Raw genomic sequence first — 24,628 nt, forward strand, 5'->3', positions numbered from 1 at the left:
AAGTTAAAATTTGTATTCAAAACCTAAAAGTAAGTTATGATTTTTATACTCTTTGCTAAATTTTGCATTGTACCCAAAATCAATATTAAAAAGCTCTGTCACATCATAAGATAGCCCAATTCCTATAACTCCTAAAACTTCGCTATCTGTTTTAGACTTGATGTTAAATTTACTATCCTTTTGCCCCATAAATCCCAAAAACTCAGCATCTACAGAAGTTTTTTTATCAAGCATTCCTTTAGCAACTCCAACTTTTGCATTAAGATTCAAATTTGATGCTAACATAAAATCACTCTTTAATCCAGCCTCAAGCATAAGTGAATCAAATTTTGATTTATCTACACTAAGAGCGATTTTATTATCACCTGTTTCTTTATATGCGTCATTTGCTATATTAAAATAATCAGCTTTAAAATATGGCATAAATTTCATACCATTATTTTCAAAAGCTGTATATGAAGCACCTAAACCAAATGTGTAGAACTTGCTATCATATTTTGATTTTAGTAAGTTATTAGCAAGTCTTATATTTCTTTGACCTTTATTTTTTGAGATACCAGCTCCAGCTATTAAATCAAATTTAATTTTATCTGTTGGATAGATATCGCTATATAAAAATGTCTCATAAGAGTTAATATCTAATTTATGGTCTAAATCTCCTTTTACATTACTTTTTGTAAAAGCAAAAGCAATACCTAAATTTATATTGTCATCTACAAAGCCATCAATTCCTGTAATTGCTGAATAATGATCGCCCTTATAGCCTAAAACTCCGTCATTTCTAAAATCTTTTTTATCAAAGTTTGTTGATATTATGCCCCAGAAATTTTTATCTTTTTTATTTTCTTTATTTAAAATTGAATTTTTATTACTATTAGATATATCAGAAACTATCTTTGTTCCTTGCCCTGAAAGAAGTGGTTGTAGATAAATAAGCTCTTCTTTTTTTACAGCACCTCCTCCAAGAGTATTTGCCAAAGCATCAAGCACACTTCTTGATCTAAAATTTCCATTTTTATCCTTATCTGTTGCAGCATCAAGTGTTTTTCCCATATCTAAAAGAGCAGTGTAACCTAAATCATTAAGTCTTTTTTGAAATATTTTAGATCCTTTTGGTGCTGGACTTGGGTTTGGTTGTGGATTTGGCACTGGTGGTTGTGGTGCTGGACTTGGGTTTGGTTGTGGATTTGGCACTGGTGGTTGTGGTGCTGGACTTGGGTTTGGTTGTGGATTTGGCACTGGTGGTTGTGGTGCTGGACTTGGGTTTGGTTTTGGGTTTGGCACTGGTGGTTGTGGTGCTGGACTTGGGTTTGGTTTTGGGTTTGGCACTGGTGGTTGTGGTTTATTATTTTCTTCACTTTTTTTACTTACTTTTGCATAAAGTTTATTACCTTTATTTACTAGTTCGTATTTGAAAAACTCATTATTGTTATTCATAAGTTCAAATTCGCCAACTATACTTTTAGCCTTTACAAATGGATTGCTCTCACCTCTTTGATTTAAATCATTTATCGCACCCAAAAGATTAAATTTTGCTTTATTGTTTTGACTTAAAGCTTCTTGATTAATGCTAATTTCAGAATCACTTTCTAAAAGTCCTTTTTGAGAATTCATGCTTAAAATTTTACCATTTTCAAATTTTAGCTCTCCATCTGTTATTTTAAGAGTTCCATCAGTTATTTGGAGATGGTTTATTGAGTTAATCGTATCAGCATTTGCCTTTAAAGTACCCATTCCATGTTTTCTAAAAATACCTCCACCATTTGAAAATCTCAATCCACTTCCAAGAGTTGCTTCACTATCACTTATAAAAACATTTTCACCTTTTAAAGTTACTATATCTGTCTCGCTAAAATTTTCAAAAAGTTTTGCATTTTCTTTGGCAATAATATCCACATTTTCAAGATTTAAATTTACTTTATTTCCATTTTCTTTTTTAGTACTTTTAGTTCTAATTTTTACTCTATTGTTTGGTGCATCACTAAAATTATCACTACCAATTAAATTTACATCTTTTTCAAATAAAATATTATCAGAATTAATAGTTGTTTTTTTGCTAATTGTTGTATTGTTAATAGTTAATTTTCCATTTTTACCTTCACTATCACCAACTAAAACATCACTATTATGAATATTTGCCATTACATCTTTTAGGCTCATCTCTTTTACTGCTTTAAAATTGGTATTATATATATCGCCACCATTTAAATTTGAAATATTGATATTATGCCCATTTAACTCGGTGTCTATTAAGGATACTTTTTCTCCGTTTATTGTGATTTCAGCTGAAGGAGTTCTTTCTTCTCCAAGTTTTGATTCTTTAATTACAACATTTGAATTTTCTATATTTACTTCGTTACCAGAAAAAGTACTTTGTTTAAATTCACTACCATCTTTTAAATTTTTTAAATGAACACCATTAAATAAAGCACTAAATGTAGTAGAAGTTGAATTTATAAAACTATCTTTTATCTCTATTTTATTTGCACCAAGAGAGCTTGTTTCAAGTTTTGCATCAAAGCCTTCTAAATTTATATTATTGCCACCTATGGAAGCATTTTTTATTTTTCCACTATCTATATTTTTTAAATTTACATTTCCATTATTTGAGATTATATTGCTTTTATCTGTATCTTTACCATTAAAGTTAATTTCTCCAGATATTTCTACATCGCCATCAGTTGATTTTATATCTGTTTGATTAAAACTTCCTTTATTATTTTCTAAGCTTAGTTTATCTTTTGCTTGGATCGTTGAGTTGGTAAAATTTGCAGTTGAATTTTTTATGGACATTTCCTTATAGCTATTTAGAGAGCTATTTTTTATATCTCCGTTCACTATATTTCTCATTGTAAAATTTTCAGTTGATTGTAATGTATAATTATCAACCTCCATTTTGTTTAAGGTATTTAAGTCTATATTTTTTGCTACAATCTTTGTTGTTTCTTTATCATCAGATTTTAAAGTTATTTGTGAATTATTTTCTGTTTTAAAGTCATTAGCTACTGTAAAATTTGAATTATTAAGCTTTAAAATTCCATTATACATTCTAACATTTTCGAAGCTAAAATCAGAGCTTTTATTTTCTACTTTCAAAATTCCAAGACTTTTTAAAACCAAATCACCATCTCTTTTAAAGGTTAGTTTTCCATTATTGCCTGTTACTTTTACTAAACCATCATCTTTTATAATAAGAGTTGTTTGTTTCTCTGTAGTTTCACCTACTTCTGTTAAATTTTGATTTTTATCTAGCATACTATTACCAGAAACAGACTTATTTTCATAAGTCTCATCAGTATCAACTTTTAACTCAATTTCTCCAGCCTTTGGAATACCATTAATTTTTTTTACTACCTCCGCAGAAGCCACCGTCGCTAAAGCCGTCACACACACTAAAGAAAATAAGTGTTTATTCATAATAATTCCTTAAATTAATTTATATAGGGGCGAAATAATATCAAAATAAAACTTAAATTTATATAAGTTTGATTATGATTATTATATATATTTAAGTAAATATTAAATTAGCAAGATAGATAAAATTTTATTAAAAGACTTAAATTTTTTAAGTCTTTTAAAATGTTTTTAAGCAAGTATTTGGTTAATTGCGATGATTAAAATAGCAATTGGAGCTACAAATTTAAGCATAAAATACCAAATTTCAAAAATAATTTCTTTTTTCATAAAAGGCATAAAAAATCCTTTTACTCTTTGTTTTGGTATGACAAATCCAACAAAAATAGCACTCAAAATTGCTCCAACAGGAAGTCCAACATTTGAACTTGCAAAGTCTAAAATATCAAAAAAGCTTTTTCCACCAAAATTTAAAGCTTGGCTAAAATTTAAATTCAGCGACATTATGCAAAGTGAACCTAAGATAAAAACAAAACCACCTAGATAACAAAGTGCTTTTTTACGGCTAAATTTATACTCATTTATAAGATAAAAAGTAAATGGTTCTATCATAGAAATCGCAGAAGTAATACCTGCAAAAAATAGGCTTAAAAAAAACAAAAAAGATAAAATGTTTCCAACTATCCCAAGCTTTGCAAAAAGCGTAATAAGTGAGAAAAATACAAGGCCAACACCTTGTTGGGTTGGGTCACCACTGTATTCAAAAACAAAGGTAAAAACTATAAGTCCCATCATTAATCCAATTGCAATGTTTATTAAAACTATGTAAAATGAACTTGTTACTGGATTTACATTATCACCTAAGGATGCAGCGTAGGTTAATATACATCCAACTCCTAGACAAAGTGTGAAAAATGAAAGACCCAAAGCTGTTAAAAGCGAATCAACACTTAGCTTTGAAAAATCGGCATAAAATAAAAACTTAAATGCTTCTTTGAAACCATCAAAACTAACCGAATATAAAAGCATCAAAACTAGCAAAATAAAAAGCGTTGGCATAGCATAGACATTTAATTTTTCAATGCCACTTTTTACTCCTTTTGAAACAACTAAAATAGTTAAGATAAAAGCTATGAAAAAGAAAAATATACTTCCTAAAAGATCACTTCCAACAAAACCTTCAAACATAGCCCTTGCACTATCAATATCTTTTGGCAAAGCAAAAAGTGAAATAAAAATATATCTTATAACCCAGCCCAAAATTACCAAATAAAAAGATAAAACTAAAATTCCACTTACCATAGTAAAACCTGCAAATTTCCATTTTTCTTTATTGTTTGGAGCTAATGTTTTATAGGCATTTACTGGATCTTTTTTACTTGATTTACCCATATAAATTTCGGCTAAAAATATGGCAAATCCAATAGTTATGGTAATTAGCAAATATAAAAGCACAAAGGCAAATCCGCCATTCATACCAACTAAAGTTGGGAATTTCCAAGCATTGCCAAGCCCAACGGCACCACCAACAACTGACAAAATAAAACCGATTTTACTAAATTCTTCTCTCATAAAAATCTCTTTTTAGCTAAAAAATAGTTGATTTACCATGATTATAACAACAGCAACTGGAGCAATAAATCTTAAGAGAAAATACCAAATTAAAAATAATTTTCTCCCCATATAAAGTCCAAACAAAGCGTAAAGGCTTTGTTTTTTCATAACAAATCCAACAAAAATAGCTACGATTATACCGGTTATTGGCATCATTAAATTTGAAGTTAAATAATCTAAACAATCAAAAAATGACTTGCCAAAGAATGTTAAGTTGTTAGAAGTTACGTTTTGATAAGATAAAATACAAAGTATTCCCATGATATAAACAAACACAAAGATAAATTTTAAAGCTTTTTTGCGACTAAATTTATAGTTATTTATAAGAAATAAAGCTGATGGTTCTATCATAGAAACAGCACTTGTTAAAGCAGCAAATAAAAGCGAGATAAAAAACATAGCAGCAAATAAATTCCCAATAAAGCCGAGCTTTGAAAAAAGAGTAATTAAAGATATAAATACAAGACCAGGACCTTCTTGAGCTGGATTTCCACCGTATTCAAATATAAAGGTAAAGACAATTAAGCCCATCATAATGCCAATTAAAATATTTATAAAAACAATTGATAGTGAGCTTGTTAGTAAATTTGTTTTATTAGGAAGACTAGCTGCATAAGTTATTATAGTTCCAACACCAAGAGATAAGGTAAAAAATGCTAAACCTAAGGCTGATAAGATAGAGTCTTTATTAAGCTTTGTAAAATCAGGCATAAGCATAAATTTGGCTGAGTCTAAAAAGCCATTCATATTCATAGAATAAATTAGCATTATTATCAAAAATATAAAAAGTGCTGGCATCATCCAAATATTTAACCTTTCAATACCACTTTTTACACCTTTAGAAACAACATAAAAACTCATTAAAACAGCAATTGTAAAGTAAAATATACTAGTACCTAAATCTTTTGTCAAAAGCGAATTAAAGATTTCCTCGCTTTCTTTCATAGAGTTTGGTAAAAAATAGATACTTGTAACTACATATTTTAAAATCCAACCCATTATAACGCTGTAAAATGAAAAAATTAAAATTGCACCGATTATACAAAACCCTGCAAATTTCCATAAATTTTTATTTTTTGGAGCTAAACTTTCAAACGCACCAACGGCATCTTTTTCGCTTATTTTTCCAATTGCAATTTCACCTAAAAATATAACAAAACTAACTAAAAATGTTAGTAGTAAATATAAAACTATAAATGCAGATCCACCGTTTTGACCTACTAAAGTAGGAAATTTCCACGCATTTCCAAGACCAACTGCACTTCCTGCAACTGCTAAAATAAAACCAATTTTGCTAAATTTTTCATTCATTATATTACCTTTTTCTAAGCTTTTAAAAGTGAATTTATCATTATAACTACAACAGCCACTGGAGCTATAAATCTAACGAAAAAATACCAAATTTCAAAAACTTTTTTGCTCATACAGTGGCTAAAAAATGTTTCTAAAGTCTCTTTTTTTAGGATAAATCCGACAAAAATAGCAGCAAAAAATCCGCCAAGAGGCATAATGATATTTGAAGCTAAATAATCAAGCAAATCAAAAAAGCTTTTATTGAAAAATGTAAAATAATCACTCGTTAAACTAAGTGAGGATAAAATACAAATAGTTCCTAAAAGATAAACTACAATTCCTATTAAAATAAGTGCCTTTTTACGGCTAAATTTATACTCATTTATAAGGTGAAACGCAGATGGTTCTACCATAGAAACTGCACTTGTTAATCCTGCAAAAAATAAAGCTATAAAAAAAGTTATTGCTAAAATATTTCCTAAAACTCCCATATTTGCAAAAAGCGAAGTAAGTGAGATAAAAATAAGTCCAGGACCTTGCTGTGACGGGTCACCACCATATTCAAAAATAAAAGTAAATACTATAAGTCCCATCATTAAACCAATTAAAATATTTATAAAAATTATAGAAAATGTGCTTCTTAAGAAATTTGTATTGTCATTTATACTTGCTGAGTAAGTTATAATCGACCCTGCTCCAATTGACATACTAAAAAAAGCAAGTCCTAAAGCATATAAAACGCTATTTGTATTTAAAGCGTCAAAATTTGGCACAAATAAAAATTTAACCGCTTCATAAAATCCATCCATACTCATAGAATAAATTAGCATTAAAAATAAAAGTATAAAAAGTGTTGGCATCATCCATATATTAAGCTTTTCAATACCGTTTTTAATCCCTTTTGATACCACAAAAAAAGTTATAAAAAAGACAAAGCTAAAGCATAAAATTTGGCTTAAAAAATCTTTTAAAAGTAAATTTTCAAAAGTAGTTTTTGAGCTATTTATATCAACTGGTAAAGAGCCAAAACTCATAAAGAAGTATTTTACAATCCAACCAATTATAATACTATAAAAAGATATTATTAAAATCGCACCAATTATAGTATAACCAACGAGCGACCAAGCTTTTTTATGTTTTGGAGCAAGAGTTTTATAGGCATTTACTGGGTCTTTTTCACTAAGTTTTCCAATACTTAACTCAGCTAAAAATATAGTTGATCCAACACATAAAGTTAAAATTATATATAAAAGTATAAAAGCAGATCCGCCATTTTGCCCTACTAAAGTAGGAAATTTCCACGCATTCCCAAGACCAACTGCACTTCCTGCAACAACTAGGATAAAACCTATTCTACTAAATTTCTCATTCAAAACCAAACCTTTTTAAAATATTAAATTGATTTAAATTTATAAGTTTGTAATACTACCATAAAAAAGCTTTGTTTTAAGTCAAAATTTAAAATTTGTTATAAATTTATAAATTTAATTTCTTTTTTTATCATCTACAAAAATTAAGTCAAATCCAGTTCGTCTTTTTTCTAAGTATCTTTTTGTTCCTGTATTTGAAAATTTATCAATCTCTTTTTTTAGATCTTCTATCATTTCTTCATATTCATCGATTTGTTCTTTTAGTCTAAAAACAACATCAACTCCTGCCAAATTTAAACCCAAATCTCTAGTTAATCTTAAAATCATCTTAATTCTATCAACATCATTTTGAGAATAAAGTCTCATCTTGCCTTTTGTTCTATCTGGCTCGATCAATCCTTCTCTTTCATACTGTCTTAGTGTCTGAGGATGAATATCTAAAATTTTAGCAACTACACTTATCATATAAACTGGCTCATCATAGCTTTGCATAATAGATTCCTTTCTAAAATATTTTTATAAATTTATCTTATAGTTTTTCTTCAAGTATTTTTACAACTTCTTTATCAAGCTTTTCAATATCTGGAAGCAAAACATTTACTTTTAGGTATAAATCTCCATAAATTTTTGTATTTCTATTTTGAATACCATATCCTTTAAGTCTTATTTTTTGTCCATTTTTTGTATTTTTACCGATTTTTATACTAACTTCTTTTTTTGGGGTGCTTACTTCAACTTTACCACCAAATAAAGCAGTTTTTAAAGAAATTTCAATTTCTTTGTATAAATCATCATCTTTTATTTCATATTCACTGCTTGGAGTAACGCTTAAGTGTAAAATTATATCCCCTACACTTCTTCCATCGCTTGAGACTTTTCCTTTGTTTCTTATACGAAGTTTTTCCCCATCTTTTACACCTGCTGGGACTCTTATTTTAATACTTTGATTATTTATATTGATTGTTTTTTCGCCACCATTTATAGCAAAATCAAAATCCAAATTAAGTCTTGCATTTATGTCTAAATTTTCACCAAATCCTCCAAAACCACCACCGAAGCTACCGCTAAAATCTGCATTTTTAAAGCCTCCGCCAAAAATATTTCTAAGTATGTCATTTAAATCACCAAAATTTTCGGCATTTCTTGCAAAATCACTAAAATTTTGATTGCCAAACATACTATCACCTCTGGCATCATATTGTCTTCTTTTTTCATCATCGCTTAAAATTTCATAGGCTGCATTTATCTCTTTAAATTTATTCTCGGCTTCTGGGTCTTTGTTAATGTCTGGATGGTATTTTCTTGCTAGTTTTCTATATGCTTTTTTTATATCTTCATTACTAGCATCTTTACTAACACCTAAAGTTTCATATAGGCTATCACTCATACTTCCAATCTCCTTTTAACTATCATTTAATAATTCTAATGAAACTATTATAAATCAAGTTTAATATTTTTACTTTAAAAATTTAAGTCTTATTGTATCATAAAGTTTAGTCTAAGTCAATCAACTTTAAATTTAAACTTTTTCTCACTGGCTATTAATCACAAAATTTAAGCATAAAAATAAACACTTTTAGTTATAATGTCTTAAAAATTTAAAGGGCATTGTATGAAAATTTTAATGATTGAAGATGATGTTGAACTAGCTGAAATTTTAACAGAATATTTAGAAAAATTTAAAATGGAAGTTGTGGTCGCCGATGATCCATATATAGGACTTTCAAAGTTAAATTTAGATAATTTTGATGCTGTCATATTAGATCTTACACTACCTGGACTTGATGGGCTTGAAGTCTGTAAAGAAATAAGAAAATCAAACAATGTTCCAATAATTGTTTCAAGTGCAAGACATGATTTAACTGATAAAATAAATGCGTTTGATTTTGGTGCAGATGATTACTTGCCAAAACCATACAACCCAAAAGAACTTCTTGCAAGACTAAAAAGTGTTATAAGAAGAAGTGAGGGTTTGCTTAGTCAAAATGAGCAAAAACAAAACTCCACAAAAGATCTTGTTGTAAATGAGTTTGAACACACCATAACCTTAAAAGGAAAACCATTAAAACTAACAGTTGCTGAGTATGACATACTAGCATATCTTATACAAAAAGAAGGTGGAGCTATAAAAAGAGAAGAGTTGATTTATAACTGCGATGCGATAAGTGAAGACTCAACAAATAAAAGCATAGATGTAATAATTGGAAGAATTAGAGCAAAACTTGGAGAAAATTCTAAAAATCCAAAATATATTCACGCAATAAGAGGCGTTGGCTATAAGTTGATACAATAATAAAAAAAAGAAAATTTATGAAACATTCATCTATATTTTATAGTATAACTTTTATATTTATACTATCAACAACAAGTATTTTTTTAACTTTTTTATGGCTTATTAATTACGATAAAGAAAACTATACAAAAGAGCTTAATAACAAATACTCAACAGTTTCTGACACGGCACTTTATAGGTTTGCTAAACTAGTTAGCCAAGATGAGTATGAAAATCAAATGAAAAACTACAATATGGTAAAAATATCAGATGATAAAAATATAGCTGCTATTGAACAAAATGGAACTATTTTGCAAGAAGTAAGTGTCAAGCTTGGAACTTCGGCTATTATTTTATATAATAGGCACCATTTTTTAAAAATTAAGCACAACGATGAAGAAATTTTGCTTCAAGATGCAGACTATCAACCATATCGCTATCACATCATAAAAGTTATATTTTTATTTGTTTTTACAATTCTTTTAATAACATATATTTTCATCATAAGAAAAATAAAACCTTTAAGAAAGATAAAAAGACAGATTGACAAATTTGCAAATGGGGATTTAAATATAGAAAATGCAAAAACTGGAAATGATGAGATAAGCGAAGTCGCTGATGCGTTCTACACCGCTGTAATGCAGATAAAAAAACTAAATAAATCAAGACAGCTTTTTTTAAGAAATATCATGCATGAGTTAAAAACTCCAATTACAAAAGGTAGAATTACAGCCGAGATGATACCAGAAGATAAGTATCAAAAAAGGCTTATTTCTGTTTTTGAAAAACTTGAAGAACTTATAAACGAATTTGCAGCAGTTGAAGAGGCAACTTCTGGGAAAAAGCTAAATATAGTTGATGTCTATCTTATAAGCGAACTTATAGATGAAGCTATAAATTTAGCAATGGTTGATAGAAAAAATATCAAAATTTATGGCGATAAAGAGTTAGAGCTTAAAGTAAATTTTAAGCTTTTTAGCATAGCTATAAAAAATATTATTGATAACGGGATAAAATATTCAACTGATAAATTTGTGGAAATTTATATAAAGGAAAATTCTTTAGAATTTCACACAAAAGGAGAAAATTTAGAACAAGATTTAAGCTTTTATATAGAACCATTTTCAAAAGGAAGTAACGCTAAACAAAGCTTTGGACTTGGGCTTTATATAGTTGATAATATTATTAAATCGCACAATTTAAAATTTTGCCATAGATATGAAGATGGAAAAAATATATTTTATTTTGATGAGCTAAAAAATATAATTAGCAATTCTGAAAATATTGATCTCAGCATAATTGATGAAGTTCAAAAGTCAGACAGTAAATAAATTTAAGCTTGATTTAAATCTTAATCTTTAATGATTGTTGGCTTAAATTTATTATTTTACATCTTTAAAATTTATACAAATTCTTTGTGAAATTTAGATAAAAAACTCCACTCACTCCACAAAGGCTAAATTTCACAAAAGTTTTAAAAAACTAAATAAGCCCTACTTCTTTTTTTATAATTTTTACATATTCATCTCTTAAAATTTTACTCCATTTGCCTATTTTGCCACCATTTATTGGCTTATCATCTATTTGAATAACGGGAAGCAAAACCCAAGTTGCAGCACTCATAAAAACTTCATCAGCACTATAAGCCTCATCTAAAGTTATATTTCTCTCCTCAACTTTTAGGTTAAGTTTTGAAGCGATTTTTAATATAGTTTTTCGTCTAATTCCAGGAAGAATTTCATTTGAAAGTGGTTTTGTTATCAAAACATCATCTTTTACTATAAAAAACGACGAACTTCCACCTTCGGTAATGTATCCATTTTCCACCATAACACACTCATTAGCTCCTAATTTATAAGCTTTTGTTTTTGCGATGCACTGAGCAAGCAGTGAAACGCTTTTTATATCTCTTCTTTTCCATCTTAAATCATCAGTTGAAATTATTTTTATACCACTTTTTGCTAAAGGGTTATTTAGTATTTCACATTCATAAACAAATGATACAAATGTTGGTTCTAAATCCTCTAAAAATATGAAATTTCTTGGTGCTACGCCTCTTGTAATTTCTAAATAAACAGCCCCTTCAATAATATTATTTTTTTTAATAAGATTATAAATAATTTCTAAAACTTGTTCTTTAGTAAAATTAAGTTTTATCTCAATTTCATTCAAACTTCTTGTAAATCTCTCCCAAAAGTCATCTTTATTTGCCAAATTTGAATTAATTATCGGAACTACTTCATAAATTCCATCACCAAACACAAACCCTCTATCAAAAATACTTATTTTTGCATCTTTTTTATCCACATATTTACCATTTACATAGACAATTTCACCAAGTTTAGAAGCCATTTTAAAATCCTTTTATAAATTTGAGATTTTTATTTTATCAAAATATAAATTTATAAAAGTTAAAAAGTGATATTTATAACAAAGTTTTGAGAAATTTTTGGTAAAATAGGAGCAAAAAATATTTAAGGTAGAAAAATGAAAACTAACTGTTTTATAGATAAAATTCTTTATGGTATGTTTTTTGTATCAAAAAAACCTGTTTTATTTAGAGATTTACTGGAAGCAAACTCAGCTTACAATGACGGAATGTTAGTAGATCCTTCGAAGTTAAATTTTAGATTTAAATATGGAAAATCATACATAATTTTTGGAATTTTGTGTATTGTAGTTTTAATGCCACTTATTGGAGTTGGACATAAATTTTTTGAAAAGCTTAATATCCATTTTTCACTTTTAATAACAATTTTAATAACTTCTTGTATTTTTATAGGTTTTGATATATTTAAAGCTTACGCTAGAAAAAAACTTACCCACAAGCTTATAAAAGATGCTTGGCAAGTACATTTTCCATATTTTCCTTATGAAAAATACTCAACCAAAACTCAAGAAATTTATGATGAAGCTATTAAAAAAGAAATCCCAAAAAGGGATTTGGAGCAGTATGTTTTAGACAAACTTGTCACAAACAATAGTTAAAATTTTTCAATATTTTTAAATTTTGTATAAATTAAATTTGAGTTTTTATAAAAAATTTCTATATTTTTATTTAGTTTATTAGAGCTGTTTAAAACACTCTCACCTTGCTTTTTGAACTCTTCAAAAATTTTTGAAAGCTCAAAAATTTCATTTTTTATAGAAGAGATATTTTTATTTATATTTTCATCTTTTATGAAAACACTTGCATAATTTAAAATAATAAGCAAATTTGTAGGACTTGCTAAAAATACTGATTTTTGCACCATATACTCAAAAAGCTCGCTACAATTTGAACAAATATAGTTAAATATTGCCTCGCTAGGCAAAAACATAATGGCATATTTTACTGTTTGACCTGAAATTATATATTTATTTGAAATATCATCAATATGTTTTTTTAAATTTCTAACAAACTCTTTTTGATACTCCAAAATATTTTCATTATTATCCAGTCCGTTGCAAATTTTTTGATAACTAGATAGTGGAAATTTCGAATCAATTCCTAAGATAAGATCACTTTTTAAAAACAAAGCCGCATCTACAATTTTATCATTTTTAAGTTTATATTGGGTTTTATAAAATTTACTATTATCGCCATAACTTAATTTTAAAATTTTATATAATTCAAACTCACCAAAATTTCCTCTAAGTTTGTGGTTACTAAAAATTGAGTTTAATTTCATTACTTCATTTTTTAAAAGAATTGCTGAATTGTTAGCACTTTCAAGCTCGTTAATTTTATCTAAAATGTGTTTAAAACGCTTATCTAGGCTATCTATACCACCTGTTAGTGTGTTAGTTGTTGTTATGTTTGAGTTAGTAACACTATCATTTAAGCTCTTATTAAAAAGATAAAAATTATCCTTTAAACTATCATTTACATCGTTTATTAAAGAAACACTGTTTTGATTTTGTTCATAGATAAATTTTTGCGTATTTAAGATCTCTTTTTTTAAAATTTGACTCAATATAAAAAAACTAACTACTAAAATAATTAATAAAATTACGGCAAAAACTAGCATTAAAAGCATTTGATTACTCATTTTCAAATTCCACACTTAATGGATCAATTATCTCATATTTAAATTTTAAAGATTCGATTTTATTTTCTAAATCTTTATTTTCCTCAACTAGTACAGAATGCTTTACACGAAGCTCTTCAATATCTCTACTAATATAATAAATTTCGTTTCTAATATAAATAATAGGTACAAAAATAGCAACTGCCAAAGCCAAAATTAAAAAAGCTACAACAAGATCAAAAAAACCAAGCCCTTTACTTTCTTCATCAATATCTTTGTTATCAATGTCTTGATTTTGTAAATTTGTATTTTTTAGATTAATATTTTGAAAATTTATGTTTTCATTCATTTTATTTTAAATATCCTTAATTTTGCACATTTGCTTCGCGAGTTATTAAGTATCTCACCCTTACTTGGAGTGATTGGTTTTTTTGTCACTATCTTACCTAAGGCATGATTTCCACCACATTCGCATTTTATAAAAAATTCAGGACAAATACACTCTTTTTCCCATTTTTTAAATCTATTTTTTACAATTCTATCTTCAAGAGAATGAAATGAAATTATAGCAACCACAGTATCTTTTAAATTTGCATTTTCAATTGAATTTAGTAAATTTTCAAGTTCCAAAAGCTCATCATTTACCTCTATTCTTAAGGCTTGTAAAACTAAAATTATCTCTAAAATACCGTTTTTCCTAACAGGTTTTAATCCAACTAAATTTGCCAGTTCTTTTATGCTTGAAATTTCTTTTTTTTCTCTATAATTTACTATTTTACTAGCTATAAACTTAGCGTTTTTAAGTTCGCTATATTCTTTAAAAATTCTTTCAAGCTCGCCTAAGCTATATGAATTTATAACAAATTTTGCATCTTTTTTATCATTTTGGTTCATTCTCATATCAAGATTATCACTATTTAATGAAAATCCTCTACTATTTTTATCAAGTTGTAAAGACGAAACACCAATATCTGCTAAAATTCCCCTAACATCATCTGTGTTAATATCACTGAGTGAATTTGAAAAATTTGAATGTTTTATAAAAACTCTATCATTAAACTCATCAAGATATTTTTTTGAGTAATTAATTGCTTCTAAATCTCTATCAAAGCCTATTAATTTTATATTTTTATTTTGTCTTAATATAGCACTTGAATGCCCCCCATATCCAAGTGTGCAGTCGATTATAGTACCATTTTTTATACCCTCAAATGCTTTTAGTACCTCGTTTAACAAAACAGGAGTATGTATCACATATGTCCTTAACTTTAAAAATTTCGTGTATAATAACACAATTTTATTTAAAAAGGCTAAATTTTGGACATAAATCAAACCACTTTGCTATTTCAAAAGCTTTCTTTATCAATGTTTAGAAAGAATTTTTTTGGTATATTTCATGGCTCACTTTCTGCAAAAATAGCCTCAAATAAATTTATGATAAATAAAAAAGATGCAGTTTTTGATGGACTTTTAGAAGATGACTTCGTTGTTTTATATGACAAAAAAGATTATAGATGGAATGATGCAAGCATAGATAGCGATATTCATTTAAATATTTATAAAAATATTTTTGAAGCAAAATTTATAGCTTTTGCGATGCCACCACACACAGTTAGTTACTCGTTAAATCATGATTATATAATCCCAAAAGATTTCTTTGGTTATAAAAAATTTGAAAAAATTAAAATTTATGATCCTAAAAATTTAGATGATTGGTATGAAAGAGCACCTTATGAAATATATAAAACAATGATTACAAATAAGACAAATTTTTTAGTCATTAGAGGATATGGTGTTGTAGCATATAATAGAACTATGACAAATTTGGCAAAAGAAATTGCACTTTTAGATAATAGTTGTAAAATACTATCTTATGAAAAAATATATAATTAAATTTCAAATTTAATTATTTTTTTGCACTAACTAACAAAATGTTAGTAAAAAAGTGTAAAAATTTTAAAAATAAAATGTCTATTTTTTAAGCTTATATAAGCTTATTTTTAGTAGAATATACAGAATTTTGTTAGTTAGTAAGGGGAGATTGATGTTAAATTGGATGCAAAAAAATAGAAAAGCACTAATTCCAACTATTTGGATAAGCACTATTGCTTTTGTTGGAGCAGGTTTTGTTGGATGGGGTGCGTATAGTTTTAAAGCAGATAGCTCATCTTCTGTGGCAAAAGTAGGAAATACTCCTATAACAATAAGAGAATTTCAACAAAAATATAATAATATTTATAGCTATTTAAACTCACTTTCAGGCGGAACTATGACTAGTGAGCAAGCTGATAAAATGAATCTTGATATGGTTGCTTTATCACAAATAATACAAGACACATTAAAACTAAATTTTGCAAATGATTTAGGTATTGGTGCAAACAATGAAGATGTTGCTAAGTATTTGGTTTCTATGCCAGAGTTTCAAATAGCAGGAACATTTGATGAAGAAATTTATAAAAATGCCCTTGCAAGAGTTGGTATAAAACCAAAAGATTTTGAAAGCGATCTTAGAAAAAGTGTTATTTTAGATAAACTTACTCATGCTTTAAATTTAAGTGTTTCAAAAGAAGAAATACAAGCTTTAGCAAGTGCATATTTTATGCAAGATAGAGTTAAAATAGATATAAAAACTTTAAATTTTGATGATGTTAATGCAACAGATGAAGAGATAAAAGCATTTTGGGAAAAACAAAAAGACAGTTATAAAACAAAAACAAACTATGAGTTAGAAAGTTATTTTGTAAAACTAGATCAAGATATTGATGAAGACAAAATCAAAAAATACTGGGAAGATAATAAAAATTTATATATAAATAATGATGATACAATAAAAACTTTTGAGGAAGCAAAAGAAGATGTTTTAAAAAATTATAAACTTGATATAACTAAAAAAGATGCAAATAAAGCTTATATTGCTTTAAAAAATGGCGATTTAAAAACAAATAAAAAACTAAATATAAAAGAAGATGATTTAGACTTTCCAGTTAATGAAATAATTGGTAAAAATGTAAATGAGTTTTTGAAGCCATTTGAATATAAAGATGGCTATTTAGTAGTAAAGATAGCACAAATAAATTCTCCAAAAACTATGGATTTTGAACAAGCCTATGAATACGCTAAAAATGACTATAAAGATGAAAAAGCAAAAATAGAACTTGAAAATTTAGCAAAAGAAAGTTTAAATAGTTTTGATACAAATGATAAAGTAAAAGATCTTGGTTACATTTCAAGAGATAGTAAAATAACAGTTGATGGTCTAACAGAAGAGGAAACTAATTATTTTATAAATGAGCTTTTTAATACAGTTGGAAAACAAAAAGGTTATATAACTCTTAATAATAAAGCGGTATCTTATGAAATCACAGATCAAAAACTTGAAAATCCTGAAAAAATAGCAGAATATAAAGAGAGTATAAAAGAAAATATATCAAATTTAAAAAATACTGAATTAAATCAAGATTTACTAAATTTACTAGAAAAAAGATATAAAATAGAACAATTCTATAGAGGTAAAAACATTGAATAATTCATTAAGTGATAATAATTATTGTATATTAGGTTTAGATGTTGGATCTGTAAATACAACCGCCATTGTAGCTAAGGTAGACGAAAATGGAGTTAGTATATGCGGCGTTGGAAAAAACCCAACTTCTGGACTTAAAAAAGGTATTATTACAAATATTGAAAAAGCTGCGTTTTCTATAAAAAATACAACAAAAGAAGCTATCAGAAGCGCTGGTAAAAATCCAGATAAAATAGTAGTTTCAATTGCTGGAACATACACACACAGCGTTAAATCTCACGGTATAGTCAGTATTTTATCAGGTGAAATAACAATAGGTGAAATCAAAAGAGCAATGCAATTAGCTCAAGATAATGCAGTCGTTGGAAAAGATAGAGCTATTTTACATGTTTTACCATATAGTTTTAAAGTTGATGGGCAAGATCACATAGAAGACCCAATTGGAATGTGCGGATCAAGACTTGAAGTTTTTACTCATGTTGTAACAGCCGATGAAAATTCTATAAGAAATTTAATAAAAGCAACAAAACTTGCAGGACTTGAGATAGATAATATGCTTCTTTCTGGTTATGCCTCGGCTATATCAACACTTACAAAAGAAGAAAAAGAGCTTGGTGTTGGACTTATTGATATGGGTGGTGCAACCTGTGATATAGTAATTCATCTTGGAAATTCAATCATATATAATGAAAGTCTACCAGTTGGCTCATCAAATATAACTATGGATCTTTCAAAAGCACTAAATACTCCACTTGCAAATGCAGAGGAGCTAAAAACAAACTACTCAAAACTGGTTGAAGAAAATACCAAAGAGCTTAGAATTCCAACTATGGGTGAAAACTCATCAACACATACTGCAAGTATGGATATAGCCATAAAAGTAGTCTATGCAAGAATAGAAGAAACTATTTTACTACTTTATAAAAAACTTGAAAGTAGCGGATATTTAAATAAGCTTAGTGCGGGGCTTGTTGTAACTGGAGGTTTAGTAAAAATAGATAATGATATAAGAAATATAATTTCTATGGCTTTTGGCAATATTCCAGTAAGGTTAGCAAAACCAAAAGAAATTGGTGGGCTTTATGAGATTTGCAATGATAGTGAGTATTCTTGCGTTATAGGGCTTTGCCTATATGGAGCTGGACATTTTACTAGATATGAAATAGATTCAAATGGACATTTGAAGTATCTTGATAATAAAAAAATAGATTTTGAGAAGTCTATTTCTTTAAACGATCAAGAAGAGTATAAAAATGAAGACATGACAATAAAAGATAATGAAAATTCGGTGAAGCCAACTCAAACATTAAGAGATGTTAATGATATAAGTGCTTTAAAAAAATTTATTAATAGATTAAAACAAATATTTTAAAGGATAATAATATGAATGGTTTTATAATAGAGGAAAGCAAAGGCGTTTATGGTGCAAAAATGAAAGTTATAGGTGTCGGCGGTGGCGGCGGAAATATGATAAATCATATGATTAGAGAGGGCTATGATAGGATAGATCTTTTGGTGGCTAACACTGACTCACAAGCTCTTGAAAATTCACTCGCAAAAACAAAAATTTTGCTTGGTGAAAAAACTGCAAAAACACTTGGTGCTGGCATGGACCCAACAGTTGGAAAAGACTCAGCTGAAGAAAGCTTTGATACTTTAAAAGACGCACTTGAGTACTCAGACATAGTTTTTGTTGCATCAGGTCTTGGTGGAGGAACAGGCACAGGCGCTTCTCCAGTAGTTGCAAGAGCAGCTAAAGAAAATAAAGCTTTAACAATAGGTGTTGTAACAACTCCTTTTAAGTTTGAAGGTAAAAAAAGAGCAACTCTTGCGCAAGCTGGCATAAACGAGTTAAAAAAAGAGTGTGATTCTATACTTGTAATACCGAATCAAAAACTTCTTAGCCTAATAGATAAAAAAGCAGGAATTAAAGAAAGCTTTAAAATGGTTGATGATGTTTTGGCAAGAGCAGTTGGTGGAATGTCATCTATAATACTTGATTCAGGAGATAGTGACATAAACCTTGACTTTGCAGATGTTAAAAAAATAATGTCTCATAGGGGTCTAGCCTTAATGGGTGTTGGTGCAAGCGAAGGAGAAGATGCTCCAAAAGAAGCTATTCAAGATGCTATACAATCTCCGCTTTTAGATGATATGAGTATAAACGGTGCAATGGGTGTTTTAATACATTTTAAAATTCATCCTGATTGCTCTTTGCTTGAAATAAGTGAAGCAGTTAGCCTAGTAGAAGAAGCAGCCCACGATAATGCAGACATCATCTTTGGAACTACAACTGATGAATCTATAGAAAACAATAGAGTTGAAGTAACACTTATAGCAACAGGTTTTGAAGAAACATCCGAAAAAAAAGAAGATGACAGCCAAAAAGATTCTTTGGATGAAACTAAAGTAATTTCAAGAAGACAGATTAATCAAAGAGTTAGTGGAAGCGATATAGATTTAAAAGATATATATGATAATCTTGATGAGCCAACATACCTTAGATACAAAGCCGATTAAAATCTAAATTTAAACTATAAAATTTATAAAATCTGATAGTTTAATTGCTGTTTTAATCATTTTAAAAGTAATTAAATAAATTTAAAAACTGTATATTAAATCAAATTTGACAGAGCTATCTCTGCCAAATTTGATTATATTTTTTAATGTAAAAAGTGTCTTATTCCAGTAAAATACATTGACATTTTATTATCATCAGCAGCTTTTATAACCTCATCATCTCTTATTGATCCACCAGGTTGTATAACAGCACTAATTCCTACTTTTGCAGCTATTTCAATACTATCACTAAATGGAAAAAACGCTTCACTTGCAAGTACTGCACCTTTTAGATCGATTCCCATATCATTAGCTTTTAAAACAGCAGCTCTAGCAGCATCAACTCTACTTGTCATGCCCATACCAATAGCCACTAAGGCACTATTCTTAACATAAACTACACAATTGCTTTTTGTTAAAGCTGCTACTTTCCAAGCAATTTTTAAATCTTGTAATTCAGTTTTTGAAGCTGGTTTTTGGGTTACACATTTTGCATTTTCAACTTCACTATCTTTTACAAAATCTCTTTCTTGATATACAAACCCGCTATCAACATGTTTAAAGTCAAAACTCTCATTTGCTCTAACTAAAAAATCACTATTTTGAGTAAAAATTTTAGTTCTTTTTTTATCACTAAAAACATCTAAAGCCTCATCAGTTACATTAGCAGCAATAATAACTTCCATAAAAGTTCCTTTTTTATGAAGCTCTAAAGCAAGTTCTTTATCTAAAGTTCCATTTATTGCTATAACGCCACCATAGGCTGAAACTGGATCACACTTTAAAGCTTCTTTATAGCTATTTAGCAGATTATCTTTTATAGCAAAACCGCAAGGATTTGCATGTTTACAAATCGCAACAGCAGGACTTTTTCCAAAGCTACTTGCTAAACTTAAAGCTCCATGGATATCTGTCATGTTGTTAAAACTTGCTTCGCCTTTTACGGCTTTAAAGTGCTTTGTAAAGTGATCTTCAAACTCATATAAAGCACCTTTTTGGTGAGGATTTTCACCATATCTAGTATCAAAAACTTTTTTGCCAACTATAAATTTATACTCACCAAAATCATTATTAAAACGCTTATTCATATAGTTTGCTATCATGGAATCATAGCTTGCGGTATGTTCATAAGCCTTTATCATCATTTTTTTTCTAAACTCTGCATCATTTTTGCCATTTTTAATAGCTTTGATTACTAAATCATAATCCATACTATCAGTTACTATTAAAACGCTTTTATAGTTTTTTGCAGCACTTCTTACCATTGTTGGTCCACCAATATCAATATTTTCTATAATTTCATTAAAATCATCAGTTTTATTGATGGTTTCTTTGAATGGATATAAATTTACACAAACTAGATCAATAGCTTCAATGTCATTTTTAGCTGCCTCATCATCATCAAGACCTCGTTGAAATAAAATACCACCATGAACTTTTGGATGGAGTGTTTTAACTCTGCCACCAAACATTTCAGGACTTTTTGTAAAATCACTTATCTCAGTAACATCCAAGCCATTTTTTTTAAGTAATTTATATGTTCCGCCTGTGCTTATTAGCTCATATCCTAAATTTACAAGCTCTTTTGCAAACTCACAAATTCCACTTTTATCACTAACGCTAATTAGTGCTTTCATGCTTTTTTTCACCCTAACTCCTTTTAAAAAATTCACCTTTTAAACTCTTTTTGTAAAATTTCATACGCCTCATTTATCTCTTTTAATTTTTTGGTTCCTGCATTTATTATCTCCTCATCAGCACCTTTTCCCATTAAGATATCTGGATGATATTTACGAACCAAATTTCTATACTGTTTCTTAACCTCATCAAAACTCGCGCCTTTTTTAAGACCTAAAACCTCATATGGGTTTTTTACATTTTCGTTTTGGTAAGTATTTTGTGAGTGGTTTTGGTAAGTGTTTTGAAATTTGGCAAAAATTTCTTCTTTTATATGTGGTGGGAGTCCAAACCCATCGCAAATTTTTGAGATAATTTGTTTTTCTTCATGGCTAAAATCTCCATCTATAAAAGCCATGTTTAAAAAAAATATAATTCTATTAACAGCATCTAAAAAAGATAAATTTAACTCTTTTTTATATCTAAAAGCTACTTCATATGCATTATTAATATTTTCTTTTTCTTTATTATAGACAGCTTTTAAGATCTCTCTATCATTGCTATTTCCATCAAATTTATAAACTAAATCATCTAGAATTTGGGATAGCAAAGAAGCCTCTTCTTCATTTACTCTACCATCGCTTTTTGCTATTTTTGCTAACAAACTCACTATAAATTTAGCCTCCAAAAGGCTAAATTTAGTAGTTTTTTTATATGTTTTTTTACTTGTTGATTTAGCTAAAAAATAAAATATAATTAAAGCTAAAATAAAATAAAACATTTAAATAAGCTTTTCAAGTGTTTTAAAATAAATTTCTCTAAGCTTATCAATGCTAAAACTCATATCATCAAGTATGAATTTATCTCCACCACTAACACCTAGTTTTACAACTTTTAAGCCTAAATTTAGAGCCTCTTTTTTAAATTTTTCCTCATCTTTTACGCCAATAATTGCTCTTGAAAAACTCTCATCAAAAATAAAATTTTCATTTTCAAAATTAGTTTTAAACTCGCCTGCAATGTTTGAAACAGCGGCCATTTTTGCTAAAGTTATAGCAATGCCACCAATTTCAACTGAATTTGCAAACTCTAAATTATCATCTTTGTTTTGTGAAATTATCAAATCCCACAAAGCTTTTTCTTTTTCAAAATCGATTTCGGGCAATTCTCCACCAAGCTCATTATTAATCACAGTTTGATAAAGTGATCCTGCAAAAACGCCATTTGTTTCACCAACTAAATACACACTTACACCACTTTTAAAAATGCTTGGTAAATTTTTATTTTCATTTACACCAACACAAACTATTGCAGGTGTTGGATGAATATTAATACCATCACTATCATTATATAAACTAACATTTCCACTAACAACTGGAGTATTTAGTTCTTTACAAGCATCTTTTATGCCTTCACAACCCATCATAAATTGCCACATTATTTCAGGATTCTCAGGATTTGCATAATTTAAACAATCAGTTATAGCTAAGGGTTTAGCGCCACTCATAGCCACTTTTCTTCCACTTGTAGCAACTGCCAAAGAAGCCCCTACTTTTGGATTTACAAAATTCATTTTAGGATTACAATCAAGCCCCATTGAAAGCATAACCCCATTTTCTTTTACTCTTAAAATATTTGCACCTAAATAACCAGGCTTCTTAACTGAGTTTGTGCCAACTGTAGAGTCAAACTGAGTATAGATATAGCCTTTATCAACTACATTTTCATCACTAAAAAGCTTTAAAAAAGCTTCTTTTTTTGGAATGCTAAAATGAGTTTTTATATTTTTTATTTCATCTAAATAATTAGGTCTCTTTATTGGCCTATCAAGTATAGGAGCATCTTCACTGAGTGGTTCTATTGGAAGTTCTCCAACCAACTCATCATACCAAAATAGTTCCATTTTTTTAGTATTTGTAACCTCTCCTACAACTGCTGCATCAAGCCCTCTACTTGTGAAAATTTCAATTACTTTATCTTCAAAGCCTTTTTTGGCACAAATTAGCATTCTTTCTTGGCTTTCACTTAGCATTAAATCATAAGGTGTCATACCCTCTTCTCTCATAGGAACTTGATCTAAGAAAAGCTTCATACCACTTTGACTTCTTCCAGCCATCTCAAAACTTGAGCTTGTAAGCCCTGCTGCGCCCATATCCTGGATGCCAACTATATAGTCTTTTTTAAATAACTCTAAGCAAGCTTCCATTAAAAGCTTGCCCACAAATGGATCACCTACTTGAACAGTTGGTCTTAGGGCTTTATTTTCATCATTAAAGCTATCACTTGCCATTACAGCTCCGCCAAGCCCATCTCTTCCTGTTTTTGAGCCAGCATAAATTATCAAATTTCCAACTCCACTTGCCTTGGCATAAAAAATCTCATCTTTTTTAACTATTCCAAGACAAAAAGCATTTACTAAAATATTTCTATCAAAGCTATCATCAAATGTTGTTTCTCCACCTATTGTTGGAATTCCAGTGCAGTTTCCATAGTGCGCTATTCCACTTGCAACACCTTTTAAAAGATGTTTTTGATATTTATTGGTTTTTATATTTCCAAATCTAAGTGAATTTAGATTTGCCACAGGTTTTGCTCCCATGGTAAAAATATCTCTTAAAATTCCACCAACCCCAGTTGCAGCACCTTGAAATGGCTCAATATAGCTTGGATGATTGTGACTTTCCATTTTAAAAACAGCTGCCATGTCTCCACCAATATCAATAACTCCTGCATTTTCACCAGGTCCTTGTATAACCCATGGTGCTTTTGTAGGAAAACCTGTAAGATATTTTTTACTTGACTTGTAAGAACAGTGTTCACTCCACATAGCTGAAATTACACCAAGTTCTAATAAATTTGGTTCGCGGTTTAAAATAGAGAGAATTTTTTCATACTCGCCATCTGTAATTTTATGTGCTTTGATAGTTTCTTTATCCATTTTTTGTCCTTAATATAGATATTTAAAATATATAAAGATGATAGCTAAATTTGACTATGAGTTTAATTAATTTTGTTA

Annotated in this window: 20 protein-coding genes; 7 read left to right on the top strand and 13 right to left on the bottom strand. The window is 28.6% G+C overall.

The genetic code is table 11. From position 1 onward, the window contains the following. Positions 1 to 3: 3 nt before the first annotated feature. The 6 genes from CURT_RS06455 to CURT_RS06480 form a co-directional block, all read right to left on the bottom strand. Positions 4 to 3,417 (bottom strand): autotransporter domain-containing protein, encoded by a 3,414-nt coding sequence (locus CURT_RS06455; RefSeq protein ID WP_115651841.1) that lies wholly within the window; start codon positions 3,415 to 3,417, stop codon positions 4 to 6. Positions 3,418 to 3,585: 168 nt separating this feature from the next. Further along, entirely contained in the window at positions 3,586 to 4,926 is a 1,341-nt protein-coding gene (locus CURT_RS06460; RefSeq protein ID WP_018712608.1) for a sodium-dependent transporter, read from the bottom strand. 12 nt (positions 4,927 to 4,938) lie between these two features. Beyond that, positions 4,939 to 6,279 (bottom strand): sodium-dependent transporter, encoded by a 1,341-nt coding sequence (locus tag CURT_RS06465; RefSeq protein ID WP_018712609.1) that lies wholly within the window; start codon positions 6,277 to 6,279, stop codon positions 4,939 to 4,941. Between the two features lie 14 nt (positions 6,280 to 6,293). Further along, positions 6,294 to 7,634, bottom strand: a complete 1,341-nt coding sequence (locus CURT_RS06470; protein WP_018712610.1) for a sodium-dependent transporter — start codon at positions 7,632 to 7,634, stop codon at positions 6,294 to 6,296. 111 nt (positions 7,635 to 7,745) lie between these two features. Next, complete coding sequence (locus tag CURT_RS06475; RefSeq protein WP_024962519.1) at positions 7,746 to 8,126, bottom strand: heat shock protein transcriptional repressor HspR; 381 nt, start codon at positions 8,124 to 8,126, stop codon at positions 7,746 to 7,748. 34 nt (positions 8,127 to 8,160) lie between these two features. Next, positions 8,161 to 9,018: a DnaJ C-terminal domain-containing protein gene (locus CURT_RS06480; RefSeq protein ID WP_018712611.1), complete on the bottom strand. Its 858-nt coding sequence runs from the start codon at positions 9,016 to 9,018 to the stop codon at positions 8,161 to 8,163. 225 nt (positions 9,019 to 9,243) lie between these two features. Between CURT_RS06480 and CURT_RS06485 the strand changes: the two genes are divergently transcribed. Further along, a complete protein-coding gene (locus CURT_RS06485) occupies positions 9,244 to 9,924 on the top strand; it encodes a response regulator transcription factor (protein ID WP_016646845.1) in 681 nt (226 codons plus the stop codon). Between the two features lie 17 nt (positions 9,925 to 9,941). After that, complete coding sequence (locus tag CURT_RS06490) at positions 9,942 to 11,234, top strand: ArsS family sensor histidine kinase (protein WP_018712612.1); 1,293 nt, start codon at positions 9,942 to 9,944, stop codon at positions 11,232 to 11,234. 151 nt (positions 11,235 to 11,385) lie between these two features. Here CURT_RS06490 and CURT_RS06495 read toward each other — a convergent pair whose 3' ends face one another. Beyond that, the gene (locus tag CURT_RS06495) at positions 11,386 to 12,255 is read right to left on the bottom strand and encodes a D-amino acid aminotransferase (RefSeq protein ID WP_018712613.1); all 870 of its coding nucleotides are present in this window, start codon (positions 12,253 to 12,255) and stop codon (positions 11,386 to 11,388) included. Positions 12,256 to 12,390: 135 nt separating this feature from the next. On the opposite strand from CURT_RS06495, the gene CURT_RS06500 reads away from it, so the two are divergent. Continuing rightward, entirely contained in the window at positions 12,391 to 12,891 is a 501-nt protein-coding gene (locus tag CURT_RS06500) for a hypothetical protein (protein WP_018712614.1), read from the top strand. On the opposite strand, the gene rmuC is transcribed toward CURT_RS06500, so the two are convergent. Genes rmuC through rsmH form a run of 3 tightly spaced genes read right to left on the bottom strand, consistent with a single transcriptional unit; the run spans position 12,888 to position 15,167 of the window. Continuing rightward, entirely contained in the window at positions 12,888 to 13,934 is a 1,047-nt protein-coding gene (gene rmuC, locus CURT_RS06505; RefSeq protein ID WP_018712615.1) for a DNA recombination protein RmuC, read from the bottom strand. The genes CURT_RS06500 and rmuC overlap by 4 nt on opposite strands. Then, positions 13,927 to 14,262 carry a P-loop NTPase family protein gene (locus CURT_RS06510; protein ID WP_018712616.1) on the bottom strand — a complete coding sequence of 112 codons (336 nt, stop codon included), beginning with the start codon at positions 14,260 to 14,262 and terminating at the stop codon, positions 13,927 to 13,929. The genes rmuC and CURT_RS06510 overlap by 8 nt, the downstream gene beginning before the upstream one ends. Beyond that, positions 14,259 to 15,167 (bottom strand): 16S rRNA (cytosine(1402)-N(4))-methyltransferase RsmH, encoded by a 909-nt coding sequence (rsmH, locus tag CURT_RS06515; RefSeq protein ID WP_018712617.1) that lies wholly within the window; start codon positions 15,165 to 15,167, stop codon positions 14,259 to 14,261. Before rsmH ends, CURT_RS06510 begins: the two co-directional genes overlap by 4 nt. 63 nt (positions 15,168 to 15,230) lie before the next feature. Between rsmH and CURT_RS06520 the strand changes: the two genes are divergently transcribed. From CURT_RS06520 to ftsZ, 4 genes are all read left to right on the top strand, one after another. Beyond that, complete coding sequence (locus CURT_RS06520; protein ID WP_018712618.1) at positions 15,231 to 15,806, top strand: class II aldolase and adducin N-terminal domain-containing protein; 576 nt, start codon at positions 15,231 to 15,233, stop codon at positions 15,804 to 15,806. A gap of 151 nt (positions 15,807 to 15,957) precedes the next feature. After that, a complete protein-coding gene (locus tag CURT_RS06525; protein ID WP_018712619.1) occupies positions 15,958 to 17,439 on the top strand; it encodes a peptidylprolyl isomerase in 1,482 nt (493 codons plus the stop codon). Beyond that, positions 17,432 to 18,808 carry a cell division protein FtsA gene (ftsA, locus tag CURT_RS06530; protein WP_018712620.1) on the top strand — a complete coding sequence of 459 codons (1,377 nt, stop codon included), beginning with the start codon at positions 17,432 to 17,434 and terminating at the stop codon, positions 18,806 to 18,808. Before CURT_RS06525 ends, ftsA begins: the two co-directional genes overlap by 8 nt. Before the next feature lie 11 nt (positions 18,809 to 18,819). After that, positions 18,820 to 19,956 carry a cell division protein FtsZ gene (gene ftsZ / locus CURT_RS06535; protein ID WP_018712621.1) on the top strand — a complete coding sequence of 379 codons (1,137 nt, stop codon included), beginning with the start codon at positions 18,820 to 18,822 and terminating at the stop codon, positions 19,954 to 19,956. A gap of 143 nt (positions 19,957 to 20,099) precedes the next feature. Here ftsZ and purH read toward each other — a convergent pair whose 3' ends face one another. From purH to purL, 3 genes are read right to left on the bottom strand one after another with little or no spacing between them, the layout of a single operon-like run. Further along, entirely contained in the window at positions 20,100 to 21,632 is a 1,533-nt protein-coding gene (gene purH / locus CURT_RS06540) for a bifunctional phosphoribosylaminoimidazolecarboxamide formyltransferase/IMP cyclohydrolase (protein ID WP_026320294.1), read from the bottom strand. 32 nt (positions 21,633 to 21,664) lie between these two features. Continuing rightward, positions 21,665 to 22,393, bottom strand: a complete 729-nt coding sequence (locus tag CURT_RS06545; protein ID WP_018712623.1) for a DnaJ domain-containing protein — start codon at positions 22,391 to 22,393, stop codon at positions 21,665 to 21,667. Then, a complete protein-coding gene (gene purL / locus CURT_RS06550; protein WP_018712624.1) occupies positions 22,394 to 24,550 on the bottom strand; it encodes a phosphoribosylformylglycinamidine synthase subunit PurL in 2,157 nt (718 codons plus the stop codon). Positions 24,551 to 24,628: the final 78 nt, after the last annotated feature.

It is taken from the genome of Campylobacter ureolyticus, assembly GCF_013372225.1.
GTDB classification, from domain to species: domain Bacteria; phylum Campylobacterota; class Campylobacteria; order Campylobacterales; family Campylobacteraceae; genus Campylobacter_B; species Campylobacter_B ureolyticus.

Bases quoted from the DNA above. Each gene is read 5' to 3' on its own strand.
- CURT_RS06455 (WP_115651841.1), bottom strand. From the start codon at position 3,417: ATGAATAAACACTTATTTTCTTTAGTGTGTGTGACGGCTTTAGCGACG.
- CURT_RS06460 (WP_018712608.1), bottom strand. From the start codon at position 4,926: ATGAGAGAAGAATTTAGTAAAATCGGTTTTATTTTGTCAGTTGTTGGT.
- CURT_RS06465 (WP_018712609.1), bottom strand. From the start codon at position 6,279: ATGAATGAAAAATTTAGCAAAATTGGTTTTATTTTAGCAGTTGCAGGA.
- CURT_RS06480 (WP_018712611.1), bottom strand. From the start codon at position 9,018: ATGAGTGATAGCCTATATGAAACTTTAGGTGTTAGTAAAGATGCTAGT.
- CURT_RS06485 (WP_016646845.1), top strand. From the start codon at position 9,244: ATGAAAATTTTAATGATTGAAGATGATGTTGAACTAGCTGAAATTTTA.
- CURT_RS06490 (WP_018712612.1), top strand. From the start codon at position 9,942: ATGAAACATTCATCTATATTTTATAGTATAACTTTTATATTTATACTA.
- CURT_RS06495 (WP_018712613.1), bottom strand. From the start codon at position 12,255: ATGGCTTCTAAACTTGGTGAAATTGTCTATGTAAATGGTAAATATGTG.
- CURT_RS06500 (WP_018712614.1), top strand. From the start codon at position 12,391: ATGAAAACTAACTGTTTTATAGATAAAATTCTTTATGGTATGTTTTTT.
- rmuC (WP_018712615.1), bottom strand. From the start codon at position 13,934: ATGAGTAATCAAATGCTTTTAATGCTAGTTTTTGCCGTAATTTTATTA.
- CURT_RS06510 (WP_018712616.1), bottom strand. From the start codon at position 14,262: ATGAATGAAAACATAAATTTTCAAAATATTAATCTAAAAAATACAAAT.
- CURT_RS06525 (WP_018712619.1), top strand. From the start codon at position 15,958: ATGTTAAATTGGATGCAAAAAAATAGAAAAGCACTAATTCCAACTATT.
- ftsZ (WP_018712621.1), top strand. From the start codon at position 18,820: ATGAATGGTTTTATAATAGAGGAAAGCAAAGGCGTTTATGGTGCAAAA.
- purH (WP_026320294.1), bottom strand. From the start codon at position 21,632: ATGAAAGCACTAATTAGCGTTAGTGATAAAAGTGGAATTTGTGAGTTT.
- CURT_RS06545 (WP_018712623.1), bottom strand. From the start codon at position 22,393: ATGTTTTATTTTATTTTAGCTTTAATTATATTTTATTTTTTAGCTAAA.
- purL (WP_018712624.1), bottom strand. From the start codon at position 24,550: ATGGATAAAGAAACTATCAAAGCACATAAAATTACAGATGGCGAGTAT.